This is a genomic window from Methylobacter luteus IMV-B-3098, from assembly GCF_000427625.1.
GTDB classification, from domain to species: domain Bacteria; phylum Pseudomonadota; class Gammaproteobacteria; order Methylococcales; family Methylomonadaceae; genus Methylobacter; species Methylobacter luteus.
The window spans coordinates 2930896-2955795 of record NZ_KE386569.1 but is presented as its reverse complement, the minus strand read 5'-3'; the positions used below and the strand labels follow the sequence as shown (position 1 = coordinate 2955795).

The 24900-nt window shown below is 50.4% G+C and carries 21 protein-coding genes; 3 read left to right on the top strand and 18 right to left on the bottom strand.

Translation table 11 applies throughout. The features are described from left to right. Positions 1–361: 361 nt before the first annotated feature. The 12 genes from METLU_RS0115670 to METLU_RS25565 all read right to left on the bottom strand — a co-directional run bounded on the left by METLU_RS0115670 (position 362) and on the right by METLU_RS25565 (position 13629). Positions 362–1240, bottom strand: coding sequence for a hypothetical protein (locus METLU_RS0115670; protein WP_155920583.1), 879 nt, complete (start codon positions 1238–1240; stop codon positions 362–364). Then, complete coding sequence (locus METLU_RS0115665; RefSeq protein ID WP_027159042.1) at positions 1224–2420, bottom strand: AAA family ATPase; 1197 nt, start codon at positions 2418–2420, stop codon at positions 1224–1226. Before METLU_RS0115665 ends, METLU_RS0115670 begins: the two co-directional genes overlap by 17 nt. A gap of 12 nt (positions 2421–2432) precedes the next feature. Beyond that, positions 2433–3833, bottom strand: a complete 1401-nt coding sequence (locus tag METLU_RS25570; RefSeq protein ID WP_051299941.1) for an FtsK/SpoIIIE domain-containing protein — start codon at positions 3831–3833, stop codon at positions 2433–2435. Next, positions 3784–4533 (bottom strand): IS21-like element helper ATPase IstB, encoded by a 750-nt coding sequence (istB, locus tag METLU_RS0115655; protein ID WP_027157895.1) that lies wholly within the window; start codon positions 4531–4533, stop codon positions 3784–3786. The genes METLU_RS25570 and istB overlap by 50 nt, the downstream gene beginning before the upstream one ends. Beyond that, on the bottom strand, positions 4523–6037 hold the full coding sequence (istA, locus tag METLU_RS0115650; protein WP_027158284.1) for an IS21 family transposase: 1515 nt from the start codon (positions 6035–6037) through the stop codon (positions 4523–4525). Before istA ends, istB begins: the two co-directional genes overlap by 11 nt. A gap of 213 nt (positions 6038–6250) precedes the next feature. Continuing rightward, complete coding sequence (dndD, locus tag METLU_RS0115645; protein ID WP_027159041.1) at positions 6251–8275, bottom strand: DNA sulfur modification protein DndD; 2025 nt, start codon at positions 8273–8275, stop codon at positions 6251–6253. Next, entirely contained in the window at positions 8276–8482 is a 207-nt protein-coding gene (locus tag METLU_RS0115640) for a hypothetical protein (protein ID WP_027159040.1), read from the bottom strand. It lies immediately after the preceding gene. Beyond that, the gene (gene dndC, locus METLU_RS0115635) at positions 8479–9597 is read right to left on the bottom strand and encodes a DNA phosphorothioation system sulfurtransferase DndC (RefSeq protein ID WP_027159039.1); all 1119 of its coding nucleotides are present in this window, start codon (positions 9595–9597) and stop codon (positions 8479–8481) included. The genes METLU_RS0115640 and dndC overlap by 4 nt, the downstream gene beginning before the upstream one ends. A gap of 610 nt (positions 9598–10207) precedes the next feature. After that, positions 10208–10540 (bottom strand): type II toxin-antitoxin system RelE/ParE family toxin, encoded by a 333-nt coding sequence (locus tag METLU_RS0115630; RefSeq protein ID WP_027159038.1) that lies wholly within the window; start codon positions 10538–10540, stop codon positions 10208–10210. Next, positions 10537–10812: a type II toxin-antitoxin system Phd/YefM family antitoxin gene (locus METLU_RS0115625; protein WP_027159037.1), complete on the bottom strand. Its 276-nt coding sequence runs from the start codon at positions 10810–10812 to the stop codon at positions 10537–10539. Before METLU_RS0115625 ends, METLU_RS0115630 begins: the two co-directional genes overlap by 4 nt. Before the next feature lie 378 nt (positions 10813–11190). Further along, entirely contained in the window at positions 11191–12801 is a 1611-nt protein-coding gene (locus tag METLU_RS0115620) for an NAD+ synthase (protein WP_027159036.1), read from the bottom strand. A gap of 99 nt (positions 12802–12900) precedes the next feature. Further along, a complete protein-coding gene (locus tag METLU_RS25565; RefSeq protein WP_231383627.1) occupies positions 12901–13629 on the bottom strand; it encodes a ceramidase domain-containing protein in 729 nt (242 codons plus the stop codon). A gap of 86 nt (positions 13630–13715) precedes the next feature. Between METLU_RS25565 and METLU_RS0115610 the strand changes: the two genes are divergently transcribed. Continuing rightward, a complete protein-coding gene (locus METLU_RS0115610; protein WP_027158409.1) occupies positions 13716–15068 on the top strand; it encodes an IS1182 family transposase in 1353 nt (450 codons plus the stop codon). 233 nt (positions 15069–15301) lie between these two features. Here METLU_RS0115610 and sucD read toward each other — a convergent pair whose 3' ends face one another. Then, a complete protein-coding gene (gene sucD, locus METLU_RS0115605; RefSeq protein ID WP_027159035.1) occupies positions 15302–16171 on the bottom strand; it encodes a succinate--CoA ligase subunit alpha in 870 nt (289 codons plus the stop codon). Beyond that, a complete protein-coding gene (sucC, locus tag METLU_RS0115600; RefSeq protein WP_027159034.1) occupies positions 16168–17334 on the bottom strand; it encodes an ADP-forming succinate--CoA ligase subunit beta in 1167 nt (388 codons plus the stop codon). The genes sucD and sucC overlap by 4 nt, the downstream gene beginning before the upstream one ends. 158 nt (positions 17335–17492) lie before the next feature. On the opposite strand from sucC, the gene METLU_RS0115595 reads away from it, so the two are divergent. Next, entirely contained in the window at positions 17493–19121 is a 1629-nt protein-coding gene (locus METLU_RS0115595; RefSeq protein WP_027159033.1) for a sensor histidine kinase, read from the top strand. Continuing rightward, positions 19118–20464 (top strand): sigma-54-dependent transcriptional regulator, encoded by a 1347-nt coding sequence (locus METLU_RS0115590; protein WP_027159032.1) that lies wholly within the window; start codon positions 19118–19120, stop codon positions 20462–20464. Before METLU_RS0115595 ends, METLU_RS0115590 begins: the two co-directional genes overlap by 4 nt. A 37-nt stretch (positions 20465–20501) precedes the next feature. Here the strand turns inward: METLU_RS0115590 and METLU_RS0115585 are convergent, their stop codons facing one another. From METLU_RS0115585 to pepP, 4 genes are all read right to left on the bottom strand, one after another. Beyond that, positions 20502–20966 carry a hypothetical protein gene (locus METLU_RS0115585; RefSeq protein WP_027159031.1) on the bottom strand — a complete coding sequence of 155 codons (465 nt, stop codon included), beginning with the start codon at positions 20964–20966 and terminating at the stop codon, positions 20502–20504. A 161-nt stretch (positions 20967–21127) separates the two neighbouring features. Then, positions 21128–22363: a UbiH/UbiF/VisC/COQ6 family ubiquinone biosynthesis hydroxylase gene (locus tag METLU_RS0115580; protein ID WP_027159030.1), complete on the bottom strand. Its 1236-nt coding sequence runs from the start codon at positions 22361–22363 to the stop codon at positions 21128–21130. 2 nt (positions 22364–22365) lie between these two features. Next, positions 22366–23577 carry a 2-octaprenyl-6-methoxyphenyl hydroxylase gene (gene ubiH / locus METLU_RS0115575; RefSeq protein ID WP_027159029.1) on the bottom strand — a complete coding sequence of 404 codons (1212 nt, stop codon included), beginning with the start codon at positions 23575–23577 and terminating at the stop codon, positions 22366–22368. After that, positions 23577–24887 (bottom strand): Xaa-Pro aminopeptidase, encoded by a 1311-nt coding sequence (gene pepP / locus METLU_RS0115570; protein ID WP_027159028.1) that lies wholly within the window; start codon positions 24885–24887, stop codon positions 23577–23579. The genes ubiH and pepP overlap by 1 nt, the downstream gene beginning before the upstream one ends. Between the last annotated feature and the right edge of the window lie 13 nt (positions 24888–24900).

Here is a 24900-nt window from a genome sequence, read left to right as displayed (position 1 = left end):
CCCGATATCCCGAAGTAATCGGATAGCGCCTGTCGCGGCCGAACGCTCTGGGCGTGATCCGGATGCAGGGCGGCGACTGCCGGCGTTTGTACTCGTTTCTGTCGACCGGGCGAGAGATCAAGAAAAATTTGATATCATTACAAAAACACTTGATTTTTTATCGCATCGGTATTGAATACTTGGATATCATTGGTATTTTCCATAGCCGCTTGGATACTGAAAAAAAGACTAAATTAAAAATAACAAAGAAGATGTAAAGAAAGGGGTAGGTCTAACATTCCAGCATATTTGAATGTTAAAGCCATCACCTTTCTCTTCGCTGCTATGATGACTTGAAAAATTGTATGTTTCGATAAAACAGTCAACTCACAATAGCTGAATGATAAATACCCTCAAGCCAATTAGTTAAAGCAGAATCAACTAGCTTGTGCTTGGCAATATACCCCGCTAACACGCCACGTTCAGACTCTAGTTTAACTTTACCTGAGAAAAGCAAATCATCTATTCGATACATTATTCTTTTGCCATCCAGCAGTCGACTTAATCTATGCCATCGCTTGATATGATCTTGTTCGTTTTCAACAAAATTTTTAATTTTTATCTGCTCTGACTCTATAACATCACTCTGTGCTTGCAATTTGTTTTTTACTGCTTGCTTTAGGTCATCACCCAATTTATCACGCAAAACTTGTTCACCAGCTTGTGCAATACAGTTTTTAGCGGGTATAGTTGATAAAAGGGTAACAGCCACCATCTCATCTTCGCGATCGAACAACAACTTAGCAATATCAGTTGCCGAAGTCGTAGCATCAAGCCGTTTGTCTGCAACCAATGATGCTAAAGCCTGAGGATGAAGTAAATAATTCTCTAATTCCCAGCGATGCAATACAAAAATGGTCTCACCGTATGGTTTTCGGGATGAAAAAACCTCATCATCAATTTCCCACCACAATGAATCCTGAAAATCAGGATCTTTCAAGAGAGTATCCCTATCTACTACCCCAAAAGCTGTTATTTTTGAGTTTTTAACTTTTTGTCGAACCAACTCGCAACCACCATTGGCGCGTGTATCTGAAACCGATTCAAAACTAAGTTTGTCATTAAATCGTGAGAACCACTTTTCTTTAAAAATAAATTGGTCATCCGTGGACTCCAGATAAATTTTAATTCCATCCGTATATTCCTCAACAATCGATTCTTTACCTATGGCTTTAAAACTGCCTTTATTCGTCATCGTCATTAAACATTCCCTCTTTAATCAAATGTCCGCCTTTTATTAAGCCTTCTTCATCAATATCCAAATTTTCAACAAATGTTTCTAGTATCTCGGTCGAGTGAGTGGTTGCTATCACGGTAAAGTTTGCATTCTCATTGGCTGCCAATGCTTTTAAGGCATTAAACAATCGGTACTGCCAGCGGATATGCAAATGCACATCGAATTCATCAATGAGCAAAATGGTATTTTTGGTCTGATGAGCACCGATACGCAAAAATAATTGCATCAGATTTTTTTCACCACTACTTAAACGGTCAAGACGGTGTTCATTCGGCTCGTTGTCACCCGTGCGCACAATTGCTTCCAACGTAGGGCGATGCACATCTTTTAAAAATTTGCTGGTTCCTTCAAAAACCTGTTTATTTATAAAATCACGGGCTTTTTCAAAACGTCCGTCATCCAACCATTTCAGCCAAACCAAAAGATTATCCAGAGAATAATTCCATGTTTCATTATGCGCTGAAAAACAATGCACGGGGTTATAACCCCAATATTGTGGCTGAGTAATTGAACGTGGCTGATCTAATTCCCCAGAAGAGCTAATCTGCGGTATGTCACGATAAGCGGAAAAATTAAGTGTAGTCGGGTAAGAAAAAGCGCTTTCCCCAAAACTATTGGGCGAACTACCCAAACTGGATTGCAAAGCAACCAATAAATCAGCAATAAAATCATCTGTTTTATGGGTAGATAAGGGTTTTAATGGCAGACCGCTTTGTCGTCCTGTAAAGCCCATGCGATACCAATTGCTTGTACCATGAACTTGCAATTGTTCATCACTCCATACTTTCAGTGACAAATCACTGCTTAAATGACCGCCCAGAATAGATAAAACAATATTATGATCTTGCCCTTGCCAATACACGCGGAGTTTTACATCAAGCTGGGCGCGCCCTTCACCCTTGTCTAAATCTTCCAAACCGTATTGTTTAGGCTCGGATTGCCCCAGCAAGCCAAGTAAGCAGGACATGGTATCTAAAACCGTTGTTTTGCCTGAACCATTCTTCGATACCATCAAGAAAAAATTGCAAGGCCGATGATCTTTATCGGTGAAATCAATTTCGTAGGGCTCATCCTGAAAAGGGCCGATACGATCCAAAATTAAATACAGCGGACAAAATTCATAGATTAACAAGTCGTTTGCCATTTGCGGCTCCTTTTATAAATTACGCAGGCATAACTTAATATCATCTTGCGAAATGTAAGCCCCATGTACACGAATAGCATTCGTTGATACCTGAGGAATTTTGACCAGCATATCACCGGAACCTAATAATTGTTCCGCACCCATTTCATCCAAAATAATCCGAGATTCAGTGTTTTTTTGTACGCGTAAGGCAATTCTGCTGGGTATATTGGTTCGTAACAAACCACTGAATGTCACCGAATCAGGCCGCTGTGTCGCTAGAATCAAATGAATACCTGTTGAACGCGCTTTTTGGGCAAGGCGAACCAGCGGTGTTTCCAATTCACGGGATTGCATCATTAAGTCAGCCAGCTCTTCAATGACCACAACAATACGCGGTAATTGCAATTTGCGCTGTTGCAATGCCTCGGTCAAATTGCTAACACCTGCTTCCCGTAACAATTGATTCCGGCGTTCCATTTCATCAACCAATTGATCCAAAAGCTCCATCACATCAGTAATCAGGTGAACTACACCTTTACTATATAAATGCGGAATTTTTTCATATTGCGCCAGTTCGACTTGTTTCGGATCAATCAGGGCTAACTGTAAGGAATCTTTTGATTGCGTCCATAACAAGGATAATAACAACGCATGTAAACAGACGCTCTTACCGCTGCCGGTCGTACCCGCAATTAATAAATGCGGCGCATCAACTAAATCAAAGGAAAAATCGTTGCCTAAGACATCTTCGCCCAACCAAACCGCCAACCGGCTATTGCCCTTTTCCTGTTCCGCCCATTGAGGCAATCGGCTTGCATCAATAGCCTTCCAGCGTTGCCGCTGACGAGGAATATCCATACCAACAACCTTAGGTTCACTCGTAGCATGAATAAAAACACCTTCCTGCTGCAAACCCAAACGAAACGCCAATTTTTCCAAGCCTCTCTTTAATTGATCCAAATGTTGAATATTGGGCAAATGCAGAAAATACCGGTCAATTCTCGGCCCTTGAATTTTTTCTTTGATTTCCGCAGCAACACCGATTTCCTGCAAAGCATCAACCAAGGTATTTTCTACTGCGTTTAGTTCGGGTTGCTCTGGATTGAGGTCTAAACCGGCAAATAACTCTTCTTGTAAATAAGTAATAAAATCATGACTGCGATTCCAACTGGTTCGGATTTCATACAAGCCTCTACGAATATGTCTTTGCAATCGGGTACGGTATAGCTTTATATCGGCAAATAAATCTTCATTGTGATAAACGCTGAGCAATGCGCAAATGGCGTCATCGAAATCGCGAATGCCGTTAAAATCCTCTGTCAAAGAGCGTTGAAAATTTTCCAGTAAAGAGCGTCGAAAAGTTTCCAGTCGTGTTGTAGGGTTATCGGCCTTCAGCCGCCTTTTTTCGCTGCTTGAACCGATAGGAATCATTACCTGTTTCCAGAATATCGCAGTGATGAGTAATTCGATCCAACAGGGCCGTGGTCATCTTGGCATCACCGAACACCTGCACCCATTCGGCGAAGTTCAGATTAGTGGTGATGATCAGCGAGGTTTTCTCGTACAGCTGACTGATCAGATGAAACAGCAAAGCGCCACCCGATGCCGGGAACGGCAGATAGCCCAGTTCATCGAGAATGACTGCATCACTATGCGTTAACCGCTTGGCCAGAGTGCCGGCCTTGCCCAACTGCTTTTCCTTGTCCAGTTGATTGACCAGATCGACAGCGTTGTAAAAACGCACGCGTTTGCCCTGGTGAATGGCTGCTACGCCCAGGGCGGTCGCCAGATGGGTTTTACCGGTGCCGGTTCCGCCCACCAGTATCAGGTTGGTGACCTGCTCCATGAAGCCGGCCGTTGCCAACTGCTCAATCCGCGCTTGCTCCAAAGGCGTTTCCTGCCAATCAAAGCTCATCAGATCACGGTGATGAGGAAAGCGCGCGGCTTTAAGCTGATAACTTAGGCTGCGGGCCTGTCGGTCAGCCTGTTCCGCTTCAATCAGGCGATCCAGCCAAACTTCCGGCATGACGGGCTTTTGCTGACCACTGTATTCGGCTTGCCACTCGCTCCAGGCCGCAGCCATGCCATAGAGATGAAGATCCTTTAGGCGCATTGCACGATCAATGGACATGGCGTGAACTCCGCAAGGTATCGTAGCGGCTGCAATCAGCTACCGGCTCCAGGGCCAATGTCGGCGTGGATGGCGATGTGTCAGTCAACGGTTTAGGCCTAGCTGCATCAGTTAACCGGCGCATTTCATTGAGCACAATCGCGGCGCTGATGATCCCGGTTTGCAAGGTCAGGTCGCACGCCACTTCCAGTGTCTCCAGGCCATCATCGCCTAATGACCTGGCCATCAGCAACAGATCGACAAACGCGCGATCACCTTGGTCTTGTTTGAGAATGCGGTCCCGGACCACTTTAACCGGTGCCGGCAGATCCCAGGCCTGAAACGGCGCACCATGCCGCAGTGCTCCCGGCTTTTTCTCTAATACCGGCAGGTAATGCCAGGGATCACAGACCAGCTGATCACGGCCAAAACGACGGATATGTTCGGCAATGACCTGACCTTCGGCCACCAGGCGCACACGATCGGCCGTTAAGCGCACTGACACCACCGCATTAGCCCATTGGGCCGGCACGCTGTAGCGATTACGGTCAATACGTATCAGGCACAACTGTGAGACCCGCCGTACCTCTTCCACGTAGCCATCAAAGCTGGCCTTGACTGGCATTAACAGCGGCTGTTCTTCGGCAAAGCAATCGGCGATAGTGCGTGAAGGTTGTTCGGGATGGGGCCGTCCCGCCAATTCCCGACAGCGTAGCGCCAGCCAGGCATTCAGGCTGGTAAAATCGGCGAATTTGGCCAAGGGCGTAAACAGCCACTCCCGGATATTACCCACCTGATTTTCCACTTGGCCTTTTTCCCAGCCCGATGCCGGCGTGCAGGCCACCGGCTCAAACAGATAGTGATTGGCCAAGGCCAGAAAACGGCGATTAAAGCGACGCTCCTTGCCGACAAAGATCGCGTCAACAACAGCCTTCAGATTATCGTAGATCATGCGTTTTGGTACGCCACCGAAGTAAGCGAACGCCTGGCGGTGTGCATCCAGCACCATCTCCTGGGTTTCTCGCGGATAGGCGACCACGAACATCTGCCGGCTGTAGGCCAGGCGAAAGTGAGCCACTTTAATGGTCTGCGTCACACCGCCGAGCTCGACGGTTTCCTGGCTCCAATCAAACTGGCAGGTCTCGCCCGCCGGAAAGGCTAACGGTACAAAGGCTTGTTTGACGGCGGGACTGCTGACTTGCTGTTTCTTCCAACGCCTTACATGGCGTTGTACGGCCGTATAAGAGCCGCGGTACCCCTCAACCTGGAGACACTCATACAGTCGGCGGGCAGTCCGTCTCTGTTTACGCGGCAAAACCGCTTCCTGCTCCAACCAGGTGTCCAGTTGGTCATGGAATGAGCCCAGCTTGGGATAAGGCTGATGTTGGCGCTGATAAACCGGCGCTTCAAGCGTCTTGAGATGCTTGCGGATGGTGGGGCGGGAGAGCTTAAAGGTCTTCGCCAGAGAACTGATGCTTTCTTTACCTACATGATGACGCCGTCTGAGTTCGGCAATAAGGTCCATTTCTAACACTCCAGGATGCTCCGGTCAAAAACCGGTCATTAAATAACCTGGGGTGGAAACTTTTCAACGCTCTTTTCCCCAGGGCCCTGGAAAGTTTTGCACGCTTTTTAACACGCAATACCGTATATTTGGGTGCTTTAGATACGCATAATCCGTATTGAAGTACCTGATCGATAATTAGCTCATCGGCTTTACTGGTAAAAATATCCGACATTAGATCGTCCTTTCAATAATCTCTGTTTGCGTTCCATGCGGATTCGACAAATGAAACTCTTTATAGATGTAGGGCTTCAACAGCGCACGTTTGCGTTCATCCAATTCCGAATCGGTGGGTAATAAAATGACTTGTCGGCCGATTTTTGGATAATATTTCAGTAATAAATTGTCTTGATGCTGCCGGTCGATACGGCCCATCGGCGTATCGATGATCAGCGGTAATTCTCTAGCCGATATTTCTTTTAATCCCCAGAACAAAGCAGTAATAGATAGCTGTTTCATTCCTGCTGAAACCGAACTCATGCCAATCTTGTTTTGTTGTGCATCCAGATAAGTGATTTCAAAATGCTCATTGATTTTTACCTGCGCTATCAAACTGTTCGAATCCAATAACTGCTTTAAATGCCGGTTATAGCTTTCCTCCAATTCCGCTCTCTTTTGCCGTTTTAATCGCTCTTTGACTTCATTTAATGCGCTACGCAAACGCTCGGCAAATTTCAATTGGCGTTCGCTATCGTCCGCCTGATTGACCGTGTTTTCCCGGCGACTAATTTCTTTCTCTATTTTGGTAAGCTCAATGCCAATAATGAGCTGCTGCTTTTCATGGTCACGAAGCTTATCTTTCAGCGTCAATAGATTATCTTTGTAGCGTTCTTCTTCATCCGACAAACGGGCATGCTCTGCTCTTTGTTTGTTCGACATATCGCCGGCATCTTTTAATTGATATTCCAATCGCGTTATTTCTTGAGCTAACTCATAAGCATTTTTCAGGCTTTTTTGCAGGTTTTGATGGGGCTTATGGACACCTTGATAACTGGATAACAAACTGGATAACGACCTAACGCGGTTACCGTCTATATTGAATAAAGCGTCATTATTCTCTGGAAGATCAAGATATTCCAATGCTCGGATAATACGTTGTTGATAGAACGCTACCTGTGGATTTTCTAGCCTTGGACTTGAATAAGGCGGCTTGGTAAAAATTTCTGATAGTTCCTGTTTCAGGCTGTTAAGAATTTCTGGTGGTATTCTTTGTTCCTGAGCACTTAGTATTTCAGTTGTTTTCAGCGCTTTTTCAACCAAGCCAGGCGTTAATTTTAAAAATGCGTCACGCTGGAAAGCCTCACTGATTTCCGCCATGTGTTGTTGGCGCAGTTCTTCCTTAAGCTTAATCTGCGCTTTAATATTGATTTCGCTCTCTTGATCCGGGGAGCCTCGCAATATCTTCAAGTGACGGGCAATTTTATTCAAATGATCTTCTGTTTCTTCAATCTCAGCTTGGTACAGGAGCTTTTGTTGAGCAATGATCGCTAAGTCGCTTTCCTTGCTTCGCCGTAAAGTCTCCTGACGGGTTAATTCCTTCCTTTGTTCAGAACTCATTGCGTTGCGGCGCCAATCTCTAACTAATTCCCTGAGCCTTTCTTGAATATTTTCCAAAGGCCGGATATTTAATAACTGCTCCATCTTGGCAATCACTTCGTTATCGTTTGCTTCCGCTAACGATTGAACTTCTTCACCATCAAAAAAGAAAAAAGGAATATAAGATCGGGGAAAACTCCGTTCCAAATAGTCTTCCGCGTCTTTTCCCAATAGAACACCTAGCGCGGGCGTTGAAACAATGACTTCTTCCTGATACTCATTCCTTCCATAATCGATTAACCATTTTCTCTCCGCACTGACTTCGCCGTCGTCGGATTCCCAAATAGCTTGTACGCCGCATGACAAAACACTTCCGCCGGTTAGCCTGGCTTGTTGATTCAGAATTCCCCACCATTCGTTTTCTATGCCGCAGACATACTGTCTACGCGTTGGAATACGGCTGCGTTGAACGGTCCGACGTATATCCTCATTCACACCCGAGAATAATATTTTTACGCTATTGAGGAAACTGGTTTTTCCATCGCCATTACGCCCTTGAATAATTACGATATTTCTCTCTGCGTCATCGGGTGGCCTTAAATCAAAGGAACAGGAACCGTGATACGAAAACAGATTGTTAATTGTCAATGACTTGAAATACATTTACTGCAACGCGTCCTGCTGTCGATGGTCTGTAATAATCTTGGCAAGCGATTCTTTTAATGCTGTTTTAGCACCCTGAACTTCGGGATTTGGATAGCTTTCAATTAAATGGGTTATCTGGGAAATAACATTAGCGGGTATTTCATATTCTTCTGATAGTTCATACAGGTTACGCTCTATAAATTGACTAATTGTTTCACTACTCATGCTGCTGCGCTTCCTTTCGGTTTACGATTATATTTATAGGCGATTCTTAATGCAGAGTACATAACATCAAATTCCTCAGTCCAAATATCCTGAATATGAAGCAACTCCTGATTGCTGATCAGCTGTCTGCCCACTTTCTTCTCAACGTTTAATAGCTCTTCAAGAATCATTTTTCTGGCCTCGGAATTAAAAGGCCCCAGTCCAGGCTGATCATTGCGTCTGTATTGGTTTCTTAATTCTTCTTTGCCATGCTGGTCTTTTAACCATATCCGAAAGTCATATAAGGGCTCCATCCATTCATCCCCGGTTTCAATAAACCCTTTCATCGATTTATCTTCTTTTACAACTGTACATGTCCAACAACCAAAGCGGCTTCCTCCGCAAGAAGGCGTATCTAAGTCGGTAATCACCGGACATTCGCCACTATTCGCCTGCCGATAGAGTTCCAACATCCTATCGTGATCGAAATTCCATGGCGCAGGATTATGAGTAAATAAATATTCCCAGACCTCGTCGGTTGTCCAATGCATAATCGGCTGCAATACCAAGGCGTTAGGGATCTCAGTATGCTGGTTAAGTCCTCTGCTGTTGTATTGACGGTTTTCAATCTGTCGGGAGCGGTTGCTGCTTTCAGCTTTACGTGTGCCGATCAGCAAAATAACGCTGCCATGCTCCGATGTAATCTCATCGATCACTTTTCTAACCGGCCTGATTTTTAACTTAGTCGTACACCAGCGAAACCAGCGGTTTGGCGGTGGATAGCCTTTGCCGATAATCAAAGACCAAAAACTGTCTTCGATTTCCGGTTTGACCAGATGCACTGTCAAGTCCAGGCTGGAGGTTCGAGCGTGCTGCTCAAGTTGCATCAGGCTATTCTGTAAATATTCCTCAATGTTCGGAGCTTCAACTCGAGTATCCGAAGAAATAATATGAACGGGTTTTTGCTGTTCCGGCGTTAATGACAGCAGCATTCCATAAACGAGCTGTAAAACCAGCGTTGAATCTTTTCCCCCTGAATAAGCGACTACCCAAGGACGGTTATCCGCAAGAAAATTCTCTCTTAGAATAGCTCTTGTATCGCTTAAATAAGCATCAGCGAGTATTTCTTGGTCCATTACTATTGTTTTATTCATATGGCTAAACGATTAAATTTAATTACTTTTTTAGAGCTTCATTTACTATATTCTATCAATATTAACTCAGAAAAACTCTAATCCTTTAGGTTAACCAAAGATTCAACCAGCCAGTGAAACCAAGATAAATTAATAATCAGAGACAAAGGGATACTTCGACGGAAAATGAGTAATAATGCCATATAACGCCAAGCGTTCGGATTTGACGTAACGATTCCCAACTAAACGGTCCAGGCGTTTGATTTTATGCTTAATAAACTCAGGCCCTGAAACCACCCGATCCACTGCTGCAATTGGCTAAAGGATGCACCGGTTAGGCAAGCTCTGACCACGTCCATGAGCACATTGAGCCGGGCGTTTGAAGATTAGGGAGATTATTATAAGAAGGAAGCGCAATTTTGATGATCGCCATAAGACTCTTCCGCTAAACTTTTCTGGAAGAAAATCTTATTCTAGCCCCACTTAGATTTTGATTGAATAAAAAATCACTAAATAGCATATTGTTTTATAAAGATATTTTATGGTAATACCTCAGTGCCTTCCCCTTATTTATGCAAACCGTCAGTAACAGCTAGAGAGTGTAAACGTGTTATCACAATCCAAACCTGACAAGGCGTTGTGTTAATAAGGTTTCCATATCCCGTCGCCCGTCCAGAATGGCGTGAACAATGGTGGTTTCCGGTAACTGTTCGTAGATAATACGATAAGGTTTGACGATGACTTGCCGATATTGCCGGATGCCCAACGTCAATAATTCCTTGGGAATACTGCCGCGCTCAGTAAAGTCCGCAAGGCTGTTTACGGCGACTTCCAGGCGATCTATGATTTTTGCCGCTGTCTTGTCATCCACTTCAACCAGGTAATAATCATTGATATCCAGTAAATCAAGCAATGCCGGCTCGGAAATGACGACCGGACGTTTCATTTCAAACCGCGTCGTTGTCTAAGTTGCGAGAAAGCCTCGGCGCTTGTTACCGTTTTACCATTGCTAACCGCTTGCTGGCTTTGCGCCAATATTTTCAGCAACGCCAACGTTTCCAAGGTTTGCTCATAATCGGCTACCGACTGAATCACCATGGCGGCTTCGCCGTTTTGGGTGATAACCATCGGCTGATGGGTAGTCTTTAAATTTTCAATGACGTCAGCCGCGTTAGCTTTAAGGTAGCTGATCGGTTTGATGTTTTCGGAAAGTTTCATGATGTTTTCCTGTGAGAAGACTTAATTCGGTCTAAATTAAGTCGATATTATAGACATTAAACCAACAGTAAACCAGTATTCAAGCCTCTCACAGCAGAAATAACACTTCATCAGATTGCGTTTTTTGTTAATCCTGGCTGATGCCATGTCCTTTTCCTATCCGGTAGAAAACTAATCCTTTTCAACCGAAAAAACACACGTTTTTATGCTCCTGTTTTCAAACTATGACGACAACCAGTCTTTCTGCGTATGGATAGTGACGATCGCTGACATACGACTGAGTCGGTTATGCGTTACCTTGAATTGCCGTGCCAAGCGATTTGACACACTTGGTTTGCATACCTGGAATTCGTGGTTTCTTTGTTATGCATTTGATTTTTAAACCCCACGATATCCCGAAGTGATCGGATAGCGCCTATCGCGGCCGAACGCTCTGGGCGTGATTCGGATGCAGGGCGGCGACTGTCGGCGTTTGTACTCGTTTCTGTCGACCAGGCGGATGGCTCTCTCGACATCCTCGCGCCGGAAACCGGCCGCGATAATCTCTTCAGCCGACTGATCCTGTTCCACATATCGCTCCAGTATCGGGTCCAGCACGTTATACGGCGGCAGGGAATCTTCATCGAGTTGATCGGGCGCCAGTTCGGCCGACGGCGGCCGGGTGAGCACGCGCTCGGGAATCACATTGGACAGCGAATTGCGATAGTGCGCCAGCTCATAGACCAGCAGTTTCGGCACATCCTTGATCGGCGCAAAGCCGCCGGCCATATCGCCGTATAAAGTCGCATAACCCACGCTCATTTCGCTTTTATTACCGGTCGTCAGCAGCAGTTTGCCCGACTTGTTGGACATCGCCATCAGAATCACGCCGCGGCAGCGCGCCTGGATATTCTCTTCGGTCGTGTCCTTGGCCGTGCCGGCGAACACACCGGCCAGCATGTCCGTGAAGGCGCTGACGGCCGGTTCTATCGGTATCGTATGGTATTTGACGCCCAGAGCCTGGGCTTCCAGAACCGCATCCTCGATACTCATGGGCTGCGTATAGCGCGACGGCATCAGCACGGCTTCCACTTTGTCAGCCCCCAGCGCATCGACGGCCAAAGCCAGCACCAGCGCCGAATCGATGCCGCCGGACAGCCCCAGAATGGCGCCCTGAAAGCCGTTCTTTGCGACATAATCCCTGATGCCCAGCACCAGAGCCCGGTATTCGCTGGAGACCTCGCTATACAGCGGCGCGCAGGTGCTTTTCAGCGGCCTGTTGCCTTCAAACTCGACGACGCTGACCTGCTCGCTGAATTCCTCGGCCCTGAACACGACTTCGCCATCACGGTCGACAACAAACGAGGCACCGTCGAAGATCAGCTCATCCTGTCCGCCGACCTGGTTGACATAAACCAACGGCAGCTGCAGCGCTTTGACCTGATTGACGACGATGTCTTCGCGCTCATGTATTTTGCCGGCATGGAACGGCGAGGCATTCAAGGTCAGGATCAGCTCGGCGCCGGCCTGCTTGTTCCTGGCTATGATGCCGGTCTGCCAGATGTCCTCGCAGATCGTGAGGCCGATTACAGTGCCTTTTAAAGTAAACAAAGAGGTCTCATCGCCCTCATAGAAATAGCGTTTTTCATCGAACACACCGTAGTTAGGCAGGGCATTCTTTCTGTAGCGAGCCAGCACGGCGCCATCGCGCAGCACGGCCGCACTGTTGTAAAGCTTGCCCTGATAGTTGTCGGGAAAGCCCAGCACGATATCGATGCCGGTCACCTGCGCGGCGATGTGTTCGACGGCCCGTGACGCATGCGCGATAAAATCCGGCCGCAGCAGCAGATCCTCGGGCGGATAGCCGGTCACGGACAGCTCGGGAAAGACGATCAGGTCGGCCTGCAACCGGTCCCGGGCATGAATGGCCGTATCGATAATTTTGGCGGCATTGGCATCAATACCGCCGACCAATAAGTTGACTTGAGCAAGCACTATTTTTAGAGACATGTATGGATTTAAGAATAATTGATGTTGAATGTTTGACTGCAAAGACGGCAAAGAAATCTGTGGTAAGGTACAGACCTACAGATTGATCATAGCAAATCCTTATTCGGAAACGGCACCGCTTTCTGGCTTAATCGCCTGATGCACCGGTACACGCTTTTGGAGTGCGACCAAAAACAGTGCCGCTCCACCGGCGGCCAGCAGATGCTTGAGGGAATGCCCGCTCAAAAAGCGCAGGTGTTCGTAGATGACGACATCGCCCGTTTCCGCCAGCTTGGCGGCAGCATAGATACCGATAATGCCCCATAGATAACCGTTGCCGGAAAGCCGGGGCTGGCAGAAAACCAGCATGACCGGAATCAGGAACATGGGCAGGAACTGAACCAGGGCATAAAACCGCAAGTCGCCGTGCCCTTGTTGCTCGCTCCAATGCCAATAGACAACCGATGCCATACCGATCAGGACCAGCGGATAAAGCAGCCGCCTGCCCCATGTTATTGACAGGTATTCACCGACTATGGCCGAGAACAGCGCCATAAAGGCTATCGTCATCGGTAGTCGATCCCAGATCAGCGTCCCGTTGTCAGGATCTAAATGATAATAGCCTGATCCCAAGCCGACCAGGAATACGCCGATAAAAAATATCAGATAGGCCGGGCGTAATTGCGGCATGCCGCCACCAAGCCGATTGGCCATGACCCGCCTTATGCCCATCAAACCGACGATCAAAAAAGGCAGATTGGTCATGACATTCCAGAAGTTGGAAACCCCCAGCATCTGCTTCTGATCGCCAAAATAATGATAATTAAGGTCCTGCGGTATCTTCGGCACTAGGAGTCTGTCGGACTTATCAGCATTTAAATCTCATCAGTTGTAAAATAGTGATGAGTTCAATCATTTTACCGCCATGATTTCTGATGAGTCGCTTTATTCAGTTTGATCGTAACCAACAGTATTTGCTTCCGCCGTCCGTGGACGAATGGTTGCCGGAAGACCACCTGGCACGCTTTATCGTCGAAGTGATCGATCAGCTCGATCTATCAAAACTGACAGGCCATTATTCTGGACGGGGTTCAGCGGCTTATCATCCGGCACTGCTGTTGGCCCTGCTGATCTATGGTTATGCGACCGGCACGTTCTCCAGTCGCAAGATCGAGCGGGCAACCTACGATTCAGTGGCGTTTCGGTTCATTGCTGCCAATCATCATCCCGATCATGACNCCCTGGCTCATTTCCGCAAGACCTTTCTGGTGGAGTTGGAGGACTTGTTCGTACAAGTGCTGACACTGGCGCAGACGATGAAACTCGTCAAGCTGGGACAGATTTCGCTGGATGGTACCAAAATCAAGGCCAATGCCTCGAAGCACAAGGCCTTGTCCCATGGCCACATCGAAAAGCTGGAAGCGCAATTGCGTGAGGAAGTGCAGGCCCTGCTGAAAAAGGCAGCGGACGTTGATCAGGAAGAATTGGCCGACGGTATCGATTTGCCGGCGGAAGTCGCGCGTCGGGAAGATCGCTTGAAAGCCTTGGCGGAAGCCAAGGCCAAGATTGCCGAACGGGTTAAAGAACGGGACGAACAAGCCCAAAAAGACCACCAGGAGAGACTGGCTGACCGGGAGCGCCAGCGCCAGGCGGGCAAAAAACCCCGAGGCCAGGAGCCCAAGGCGCCCGAAACCGGCCCCCAAGCTAAGGACCAGATCAACCTGACCGACGAAGCATCGCGGATCATGCCGAGCAAGGACGGCTTCGTGCAGGGCTACAATGCCCAGGCGGCCGTCGATGTTGACAGCCTGCTGGTGGTTGCCGCCACGCTCAGCCAGCATACCAACGACAAGCGGCAAGTCGAGCCGATGCTGAAAGCGCTGAACGCCTTGCCGGACAGCCTCGGCAAGCCGGAAATGCTGCTGGCCGACAACGGCTACTTCAGCAAAGACAACATCCAGGCCTGTGTGGAGCAAAAAATTACACCCCTCATCGCGCTGGGCCGGGAAGCCCATCATCTGCCATTGGCGGAACGCCTGACGCCGGATGCACCGGAACCTGAAAGCGATGACCCGCTGGTCAAAATGGCCTGGAAACTCAAAACCCAGAGTGGCCGCACGCTTTATGGTAAACGCAAAAGCACGGTCGAGCCGGTATTTGGGATCATCAAACAGGTACTGGGCTTCCGCCAATTCTCGCTGAGAGGTCTTGATGCGGTAGCTGGTGAGTGGAAACTGGTGACTATGGCCTTCAATTTAAAGCGAATGCATGTGCTGGCGGCCGGATAACGGAAAAATAACCCGAAATAGCTCTTGGTTGGGCAGAACCGAAGACTCAATGCCGCCAATAATCCATATCGGTCAAATAAGAATCATAATACTGAACCCTGTCCGACAGACTCCTAGCGTGAAAACCGCAATGGAAACCACAATCGTGAACAGCACGATAAAGTTTCGGACTGACTGATTCATAAGCTATCCTGACGATATCGCATACCGTTTTGTCAATCGACCATCCGGTGCTATTGGAAACAGCCCTGCATCGCCACGCCGATATCGGCCGGCGAATTGACGACTTCAATGCCGGCGGCTTTAAGCGCGGCGATCTTGCCTGCCGCCGTTCCTTTGCCGCCCGTGATGATCGCGCCGGCATGGCCCATGCGCTTGCCGGGCGGCGCCGTCTGCCCGGCGATATAAGACACGACCGGCTTGGTGACATGCGCCTTGATATAGTCGGCCGCATCTTCTTCCTCGCCGCCGCCGATTTCCCCGACCATGACGATGCCACGGGTCTGCTCGTCCTGCTGAAACCGGCTGAGCACGTCGATAAAGTTCATGCCGTGAATAGGATCGCCGCCGATGCCGACACAGGTGCTCTGTCCCAGCCCCTGTTTGGTCGTCTGGTTGACGGCCTCATAGGTCAGGGTGCCGGAGCGCGAGACGATGCCGATGGCGCCCGGCAGATGGATATGGCCCGGCATGATGCCGATCTTGCATTGTCCCGGCGTAATGACGCCGGGACAATTCGGCCCGATCAGCAAGGCATCGGTGCCGGCCATGGCGGCCTTGACGCGCAGCATATGCAAAACGGGAATGCCCTCCGTGATGCAGACGATGATTCTGATGCCGGCATCGACAGCTTCTAGAATGGCGTCGGCCGCGTAAAAAGGCGGCACATAGATCATGGTCGCGTCGGCGCCGGTTTGCCTGACCGCATCCTCGACGGTATCGAAAACCGGCAGTCCCAGATGGGTATCGCCGCCGCGACCCGGCGTCACGCCGCCGACCAGCTGCGTGCCGTACGCCAGCGTCTGTTCGGAATGAAACGTGCCTTGCTTGCCGGTAAAGCCCTGGCAAATCACTTTGGTGTGCTGGTCAATCAAAATGCTCATGCGACCTCCGCTAAGGCGACAACTTGCGCTGCGGCAGTCGCCAGATCTGTTTCTGCAATCAAATTCAGGCCGGAATCAGCCAATAGCTGGCGCCCCGCTTCGGCATTGGTCCCTTCCAGCCGGACCACGACCGGCACCGTCACGTGCACTTCCTTGACGGCCGCCAGAATGCCGCGCGCAATAATGTCGCACTGCACGATGCCGCCGAAGATGTTGATCAATACGGCTTTCACCTTGTCATCGGACAGTATCAGCTTGAACGCTTCGGCGACTTTTTCGGGTGTCGTGCCGCCGCCGACGTCGAGAAAATTGGCCGGTGCGCCGCCGTTCAGCTTCACGAGGTCCATGGTCGCCATGGCGAGGCCTGCGCCATTGACCATACAGCCGATATTGCCGTTCAGCGTAATGTAATTGAGCCCGTATTGCAGCGCCTTGTTTTCTTTCTGGTCTTCCTGACCCGGGTCGCGCATGTCCAGAATATCGGGGTGCGCGGCGACGGCGTTGTCATCGAAATTAATCTTGGCATCCAGCGCCAGCAGCTGGCCTTGCTCGGTCAGTATCAGGGGATTGATTTCAATCTGGCTGGCGTCTTTGGCCAGCAGCAGCTGATACATGCCGCGCATGATCGCTTCCAACGCCTTGACCTGTTCGCCGGCCAGATCAAGGGCAAAGGCGATTTTCCGGCACTGATAGCTTTGCAGGCCCGCTGCCGGATGGATTTGTAGCGAGATGATCCGTTCCGGCGTTTCTCTGGCGACGGCCTCGATATCCATGCCGCCGGCCGCCGAAGCGATAAACAGAATTCGGCTGCTGACGCGGTCGACCAGCACGCTCAGATAGAACTCGCTCTTGATCGGATAGATTTTCTCTATGAGCAGCTTCTCGACCGGCAAACCAGCGCTATCGGTCTGCGCGGTCACCAGGCGCTTGCCCAGCATATCGCGGCTGAAATCCAGGACTTCCTGGTGACTATGCGCCAGCCTGACGCCGCCCGCCTTGCCGCGGCCGCCCGCATGAACCTGCGCCTTGACGACCCAGCCGCTGCCGCCCAGTTCCCTGACAACCTGCCCGGCGTGCTCGGGCGTATCGGCCTGATGCCCCTCCGGGACGGCAATGCCATAATCCCTAAATAACCTTTTTGCCTGGTATTCATGAATATTCATCTATCGCTCCTGATCTGACCGGCAACGGCCGGAGAGTTTTTCTCAAGCCTTTGCGTCGATGCTATCGATTGTTCGTTTCAATCCGATCCCGCCAGTAAAACCGGGGAATTCTGCTATTCTAACCAAGTCCCTGCAAAACGCCATTGTTAAAGCCGCATATGTCAGAAAATACGCCTGAGACCATATTTCCTTGCCCGTTCTCCAAAGGCTACGGCATTCCCGCCGGACAAGCCTGGCTGCTGCTGAAGATTTTTCTGACTTACCGTTTTATTCTGGCCAGCTTATTTATCGTGTTATTTCAGGGTCAGATGGGGCCTTCTTCGCTCGGATCATACGACAGCCAACTCTACAATTACAGCAGCCAAAGCTATTTGATACTGTCCGTCATATCTGGCATCTGCATAGCCTGGCGGCTGACCGGCTACACGCTGCAAGCCCAATTGCTCATTTTCACCGACATCGTCATTCTCACGCTGCTGATGCATGCCTGCGGCGGCATTAACAGCGGCATAGGCATATTGCTCGCCGTCTCCATCGCCTATGGCGGGATGCTAATTGGCGGACGCTGCGCGATGTTTTTCGCCGCTATCGCCAGCTTGGCCGTTCTGTCCGAACAGATCTATGCCGACCAGGTCGAGCATTTTGAAAAAATATCCTACATGCATGCCGGCATGCTGGGTGCTTCATTCTTCACAATTGCCCTGCTGTCCTATGTGCTGGCTACACGCAGCGAACAAACAGTGCTGCTTGCTCATCAACAAAAACAGACCATCACGCAACTGGAAGAACTGAACCATTACATTATTCAACATCTGCAATCGGGCATCATCATCACCAACAAAAAACAGGCTATTCAGATGGTGAATGAAGCGGCCTTGCGGCTGGCCAACCTGCCGGCCATGCCGGCCACGCTGGCCGATATTTCGGAACAGTTATGGCTGGATTTTCAGATCTGGCTCAACGAGCCCGAACAGGCTGTTGCGCAACTGCAACTTGCGAACCTGTCCGAAATTCATATCCGTTTCATGCCGCTGCCGACTCAGCAGGAATGCCTGTACCTGATCACATTGGAAGACATTGCGCTTCATAATCAACGCCTGCAACAAAGCAAACTGGCGTCCCTGGGCCGGCTCACGGCCAGCATCGCCCATGAAATACGCAATCCATTAAGCGCCATCAGCCATGCCGGACAATTATTGTCGGAAAACCCTCAGTTATCGGCCCAGGATAAACGCCTGACTGAAATCATTCAGGCCCACTCCTGCCGCGTTAACCGCATCATTGAAGACATCCTGCAGCTTTCCAGAAGAAACGCGTCGAGACGGGAAAAAATCCAGCTGAACGCCTGGCTGACCGACTACCTGAATAATTTCATGCTTGATCAGGCTGTGGATGCCGGTACTTTCAGACTCTCTATAAGCACGGAGCCTTTATATGCCCTGATAGACCCCGGTCACTTAAAGCAGATTCTGGACAACCTGTGCCAGAATGCCCTCCGCTACGGCAAGCCGGAGCTGGGAATGATCACGCTGCGGGCCCGCGCCAGCGAGCAGATGCCATGCATAGAAGTCATCGACAACGGCTCCGGCCTGACTCCTGAACAGATCTGTCACCTTTTTGAACCCTTTTTCACGACTTCGCACAGCGGGACCGGCCTGGGCCTTTATATCTCGCGGGAATTAGCCGAACTCAATCAGGCAAAATTGAGCTATTATTTAACGGATAAAAACCGGAGTTGCTTCAAGCTCTGCCTGCCCGATGCGGAAAATAAATTAATTGAAATATGAGAAAACCACTGACATTGATCGTCGATGATGAACCCGATATCCGTGAATTACTGGAAATCACCCTTAATCGCATGGATATTCAAACGTACTGTGCCGAAAATATAGGAAAAGCAAAAGCTTTTCTTCAACAGCACTCATTCGATCTTTGCCTGACCGATATGAAACTGCCCGATGGCAATGGTCTGGATCTGGTGGATTACATACAGTCGAGTCCCGCCCCGATGCCGGTCGCCGTTATTACCGCGCACGGCAATATGGATACGGCGATTCTGGCCATGAAAAAAGGCGCTTTTGATTTTGTCTCGAAACCGGTTGATTTATCAGTCCTCAGACAAATAGTGAGCAGCGCCCTGAAGCCTTCCAACGCGATATTTCCCGCCAAAGACAGGCGAACCCGACATATACTGCTGGGCGAATCTCCCGTCATGCGCGGCATCCGAGGCAAAATAACCAAACTGGCTCTCAGCCAGGCTCCGGTTTATATCAGCGGTGAATCCGGATCGGGCAAGGAATTGGTCGCCCGGCTCATTCATCAGCAAAGCTCGCGCAGCGATAAACCTTTTGTTGCCATAAACTGCGGCGCCATTCCCCACGAATTGATGGAAAGCGAATTCTTCGGCCATAAAAAAGGCAGTTTTACCGGTGCGGTCACCGATAAAAAAGGCCTGTTCCAGGCCGCCGAAGGCGGCACTTTATTTCTTGATGAAATCGCGGAGCTGCCTCAATCCCTGCAGGTAAAGCTGCTGCGCGCCATTCAGGAAAAAAGAATCCGTCCTGTTGGCGAGCATCAGGAAATCCCCGTCGACGTCCGCCTGCTCAGTGCCACCTATCGCAACCTGGCCGATATGGTCCAGGCCGGCACGTTCAGGCAGGACTTGTATTACCGCATCAATGTGATCGACCTGTATGTGCCGCCTCTGCGGGAGCGCGCCACGGATATACCCGATCTCACCGACCATATATTGACGAAGCTGACGCAAGCCAGCGGCCTGAGCAAACCGACAGTGTCAGCCCCGGCACTATCGGCACTGCAACAATATCATTTCCCCGGCAATGTGCGTGAGCTTGAGAACATCCTGGAACGGGCCCTGGCCTTGTATGACGGCAAAAGCATTGAAATAGATGACCTGAACCTGCCGGTAGGCGCGCAGGTTATCGCCGACTCGCCGGCCTATGATCCGGGTCAGGGATCACTGGAAGATTATCTGGAGCAGATTGAAAGAAAGGCGATCATCATAGCCCTGGAAGAAAACAAATGGAACAAGACGGCCGCCGCCAAACAGCTGGGGCTGTCTTTTCGGTCCTTACGCTATCGCCTGAAGAAGCTGGATCTGGACAATTAACCGGCAACTGAATCACTGCCGGTTAGTCCCGGCAACGTTAAGCCCGATATTTATCCATGGCTTCAAGTTTTACCATAGCTTCTTTTATTTTCGCTTCGGCAGCAGCATCCAGTTCGTTATTCTTGTAGATCTTTTCCAGCAAGCCTTCCGCTACCAGTGCTTCTTTTACCCAGCGCTTGGTAAAGCGGTAATTGCTATGGGCCGAAACGACTTCTCCCGTAGCCGGATTGCGCAGTTCGCCTTTGCCCGCCGCTGACGTTGGCGCAGGTGTCGCTGGAGCTGTTTTTCTAGCGGCTGCCGCCGGTCTGGCTGCGGCCCTTCTCGTCGCTGGCGCTTCTTTCTGGGGCGCCGCCTCGATCTGTGGCTGTACTGCTGCCACTTCCTGCTTTTCAGGTTTTACCTGTGGTATTGTTGATTTGGTCGTAGCTCGCTGATCGTTTACAACCACATAAACAACATAAGCCACAAAAATAACAGTCAGTACAAACAATCCTTCAGCCATAACACCTCTCCACCTCTTAAATTAATTTTTATTATTATTGCCCTGAAATCAGCGCAGCCGGTAGGCGGGCAAACCAAACCGCCAGATCTGGAATATACCAGAAGCCGGCGAGCAGGGTAAATACTAAATACGCATAAATGAGGGCTTTGTGCCGTTTATCGCTAAGGCTGAACAACTTGCCAGCAGGCTTGTGCTTTTGCCAGCCTCGGCAAATCCTCACGCAAGCCCATGGCGTAATGGTTAAAGTGCGCTTTCACGATGGCTGTATGGTTAATCCAGTTCATGCCGGCCGAACGCAGGCTGATAAAGGACGGCGACGACACGCCATAGGTCTTGTTGAGCACATCCATGCTCGCCATCATCATCAGATTATCACCTTTACGCCAGCGCTCGTAGCGGCGCAAATACCCGGAACCGGACAAAGACCGCCGCTGCTGTTTGGCGTCAATCACCAACTCGGCAATCGCTGCCGCATCCAGCAGGCCGGCATTCGCACCTTGCCCAGCCAGCGGATGCATGGCATGGGCCGCATCGCCAATCAACGCGAGATGCCGATCGGTATAACGGTTGGCATATTGAAATCGTAAAGGAACCGCAGCTCTGGGGCCTACTGCCAGCATTTTACCCAGAATGCCGCCTGAGGCCTGCTCCAAAGCCTGGAGAAAATCGTTATCGTTCAGGGCCAGATAGCTTTTTGCCGTTTTTGTACTCAAGGTCCAGACAATTGAACTTTGACCGTTGTCCAGAGGCAGAAAAGCCAACGGCCCTTCTTCCAGAAACCGCTGCCATGCCGTCGCCTGATGGCTCTTTTCGGTCGTGACCGTAGCGACCAGACCATCCTGATCGTAGTCCCAACCGGTCACGTCTATGCCGGCCATTTTTCTCAAGGCCGATTCGCGCCCGTCGGCCGCAATCACCAGATCGGCTTCAAGGCGGCGGCCGCCTTCCAACCTGATCAGCCGGCCATTATCGGTCAGCTGCATGTCAGCGACTTTGGCCGGCGTTATGCAATGGGCCGAAGGCAGTGTATCAAGCACATCCCATAAGGCCGCGACCGTCACCCGGTTTTCGACCAGATGGCCCAGTTCGCTGAACTCGGTATCGGCGCAGTCAAAATGCAATTCACCGTCGCCACGCGCATCCCATACGCGCATGTCGCGGTAGGCGCATACCCCGCGCCGTACCATGCCCGGCCAGGCGCCGAGCATTTCCAGAATATTTTGCGAGGCTTTCGTCAACGCCGAAACGCGGTTATCGATCGGTTCCTTCGGCCATTGTCTTTCCGGGTTATGCCTGTCCAGCAGCGCCACATTAATACCGCCGTGCGCCAAGGCACAGGCCGCTGCCGCGCCCACCATGCCGCCGCCAACGACGATCACTTCATAGCGTTCAGTCATGATTATCTCCTGCGACCCAGCCGCGGCATGCGGCCGGCAAGCCCCATTGCCTGCCGCGCCAGCAGCGCCTTGGCGGCCGGGATATGATCGAGCAATGTCAAGCCGATGTTTCTGATCAGGGCCGGCGCCAGCCAATCATTGGAAAAAATCCGCACGACATTGTCGGTAAAGCCGACAACAAGGTCGTGGTCTTTCTGTCTGGCCTTGGCATAGCGATTTAAGAAATCGGCCGCCCCGATGTCCTGGATGTCCCCATGTTGCTGGATCAGCATTTCGGCCAGAACGACAACATCGCGCAATCCTAGGTTAAACCCTTGCCCCGCCACCGGATGCAGTTGATGTGCGGCATTGCCGATAATAACCGCCCGTCCTGAAACCATTTTTTCCGCACGTATCAGCGACAACGGGAAAGCCCGCCTGGGAGCAGCTAAGGCAAGCTCGCCCAATCTGTAGCCGAAACAGTCCTGAAGCTCGCTCAGAAAGTCTTTCTCGCTGCCCGCCATCAGCGCCTTCGCATCTTCATCAGTTCGCGTCCAGACCACAGCGCACTCATTATTGCCGACAGGCAACAGCGCGAGCGGCCCTGAAGCCGTAAAACGCTCATACGCGGTATTATTATGCGGAACAGATGTTTTGACCATAGTGACCAGTGCCGTCTGCCCATACTCGGTGACTTTCTGGCTGATGTCCAACAGCTTGCGCACCGATGACGAACCGCCATCGGCGCCTATCAGCAATTTAGCCGACAGGCTGAACGACTCATCCCCGTGCTTCAAGCTGACATGAATCGCATTATCGCCCGACATCAAACCGACAACGCGGGCCGGACAAATCAGCTCAATATTGGCCTCACTGGCAAGCCGGGCCACATGCGTTTCAATATCGCGCGCCGAAATAACATAGCCCAGCGCATCGACATTTTCCTTTTGCGCAGACAACCGCGCTTTGCCGAAATGGCCGCGATCCGAAATATGAATCGTTTTTATCGCGGTGGCCGCTTGGCGTATGCCCTGCCAGATACCCAACGCTTCCAGCATTTTTACCGTGCCGTCAGCCAAAGCCAGTGCTCTATCACCGGACGGGGAGGCATACAGTTGTTCGCGCGTATTCGCTTCGACTATGGCCATGCGCAGGCCGGTGTCTTTCAAGGCTAGTGCCAGGCAGCTGCCGGCCAGACCTCCGCCCGCAATGAGTAAATCGTAATCCTGCTGCATCAGACCGCCTGCATCAATGCTTCAATTTCTGCTATGGTTTTGGGCACGCCGGCCGTCAAAATCTCGTGTCCCTGCGCCGTAACCACTAGATCGTCCTCGATCCGGATGCCTATGCCGCGCCATTTCTCGTCGACGGTTTCGCAGTTTTCCGGTATGTACAAGCCCGGCTCTATAGTCAGCACCATGCCCGGCTCCAGCAGCCGCCATTCCTTGTCGACCTTGTAGTCACCCACATCATGCACGTCCATGCCCAGCCAATGGCCTATCCTGTGCATATAGAACTGCTTGTACTTTTCGTTCTTGATCAGCGTGGGCACACGGCCTTTCAGCAATCCAAGAGACACAAGTCCTTTCGTCAGCACCTCAACCGATGCCTCGTGCGCCAGATGCCACGGCACGCCCGGTTTGATCTGCTCGATGGCAGCCGCCTGCGCATCGAGAACCAGTTGGTAAAGCTGTTTCTGCGGCTCGCTGAAGCGTCCCGAGACCGGGAACGTGCGCGTAATGTCAGCCGCATAATGATCGCACTCGGCGCCGGCATCGATGAGCAGTAAATCGCCGCTTCTTAATTTGTCTGCATTTTCGGTATAGTGCAGCACGCAAGCATTTTTGCCGCCGGCAACGATGGAGGGATAGGCCACCGCGCGCAGGCCACCCTGTATGAAATGATAAATGAGTTCGGCTTCTATCTGATATTCATACAGACCCGGTTTGCATTTCTGCATGGCTTTGACATGAGCATGAGCGGATACTTCAGCCGCACGGCGCATCAGTTTAAGCTCTTCGGGACTTTTGAACAGGCGCATCTCATGCAGGATATGCTCCAGCGAAACCAATTCACCCGGCGCTGTAACTCCGGTTCTTGACTGGCTGCGGATATGGTTGATCCATTCCAGCAACCGATGATCCAGGTCCGAATCCCGGCCCATCGGATAGAAAACCTTGCCCTTGTCTTCAAGCATGCCCGGCAAGATCTCATCCAGATCATCGATAGGGAAAGAGTCATCGGCCTCATAATGTTGGGTAGCGCCTTCAAGCCCGGCATGGGCGCCTTCCCACAAGGCTTTGGTCTCGTCGAATTCGCGGCAGAACAGAATATATTCGCCTTGCTCGCGGCCGGGTATAAAGACAGCCAGCGACTCGGGTTCGTTAAAACCGGTCAAATAATAAAAATCGCTGTCCTGCCGGAACGGATAATCGACATCGCGGTTACGCGTTCGAACCGCTGCGCTGCCTATCAACGCGATATTACCCTTGCCGATTCGCTGCATTAATTGCTTACGTCTTTTTTTGAATTCGCTTTGTTTCATTTGATTGTTTCGC

Coding starts and splice junctions, on each gene's coding strand:
- sucD (WP_027159035.1), bottom strand. CDS start 16,171: ATGAGCATTTTGATTGACCAGCACACCAAAGTGATTTGCCAGGGCTTT.
- METLU_RS0115670 (WP_155920583.1), bottom strand. CDS start 1,240: ATGACGATGACGAATAAAGGCAGTTTTAAAGCCATAGGTAAAGAATCG.
- pepP (WP_027159028.1), bottom strand. CDS start 24,887: ATGAAACAAAGCGAATTCAAAAAAAGACGTAAGCAATTAATGCAGCGA.
- dndD (WP_027159041.1), bottom strand. CDS start 8,275: ATGTATTTCAAGTCATTGACAATTAACAATCTGTTTTCGTATCACGGT.
- istA (WP_027158284.1), bottom strand. CDS start 6,037: ATGGACCTTATTGCCGAACTCAGACGGCGTCATCATGTAGGTAAAGAA.
- METLU_RS0115640 (WP_027159040.1), bottom strand. CDS start 8,482: ATGAGTAGTGAAACAATTAGTCAATTTATAGAGCGTAACCTGTATGAA.
- METLU_RS0115595 (WP_027159033.1), top strand. CDS start 17,493: ATGTCAGAAAATACGCCTGAGACCATATTTCCTTGCCCGTTCTCCAAA.
- METLU_RS0115630 (WP_027159038.1), bottom strand. CDS start 10,540: ATGAAACGTCCGGTCGTCATTTCCGAGCCGGCATTGCTTGATTTACTG.
- METLU_RS0115590 (WP_027159032.1), top strand. CDS start 19,118: ATGAGAAAACCACTGACATTGATCGTCGATGATGAACCCGATATCCGT.
- ubiH (WP_027159029.1), bottom strand. CDS start 23,577: ATGCAGCAGGATTACGATTTACTCATTGCGGGCGGAGGTCTGGCCGGC.
- METLU_RS0115580 (WP_027159030.1), bottom strand. CDS start 22,363: ATGACTGAACGCTATGAAGTGATCGTCGTTGGCGGCGGCATGGTGGGC.
- METLU_RS0115625 (WP_027159037.1), bottom strand. CDS start 10,812: ATGAAACTTTCCGAAAACATCAAACCGATCAGCTACCTTAAAGCTAAC.
- METLU_RS0115585 (WP_027159031.1), bottom strand. CDS start 20,966: ATGGCTGAAGGATTGTTTGTACTGACTGTTATTTTTGTGGCTTATGTT.
- istB (WP_027157895.1), bottom strand. CDS start 4,533: ATGTCCATTGATCGTGCAATGCGCCTAAAGGATCTTCATCTCTATGGC.
- METLU_RS0115665 (WP_027159042.1), bottom strand. CDS start 2,420: ATGGCAAACGACTTGTTAATCTATGAATTTTGTCCGCTGTATTTAATT.
- METLU_RS0115620 (WP_027159036.1), bottom strand. CDS start 12,801: ATGTCTCTAAAAATAGTGCTTGCTCAAGTCAACTTATTGGTCGGCGGT.
- dndC (WP_027159039.1), bottom strand. CDS start 9,597: ATGGACCAAGAAATACTCGCTGATGCTTATTTAAGCGATACAAGAGCT.
- METLU_RS25570 (WP_051299941.1), bottom strand. CDS start 3,833: ATGATTCCTATCGGTTCAAGCAGCGAAAAAAGGCGGCTGAAGGCCGAT.
- sucC (WP_027159034.1), bottom strand. CDS start 17,334: ATGAATATTCATGAATACCAGGCAAAAAGGTTATTTAGGGATTATGGC.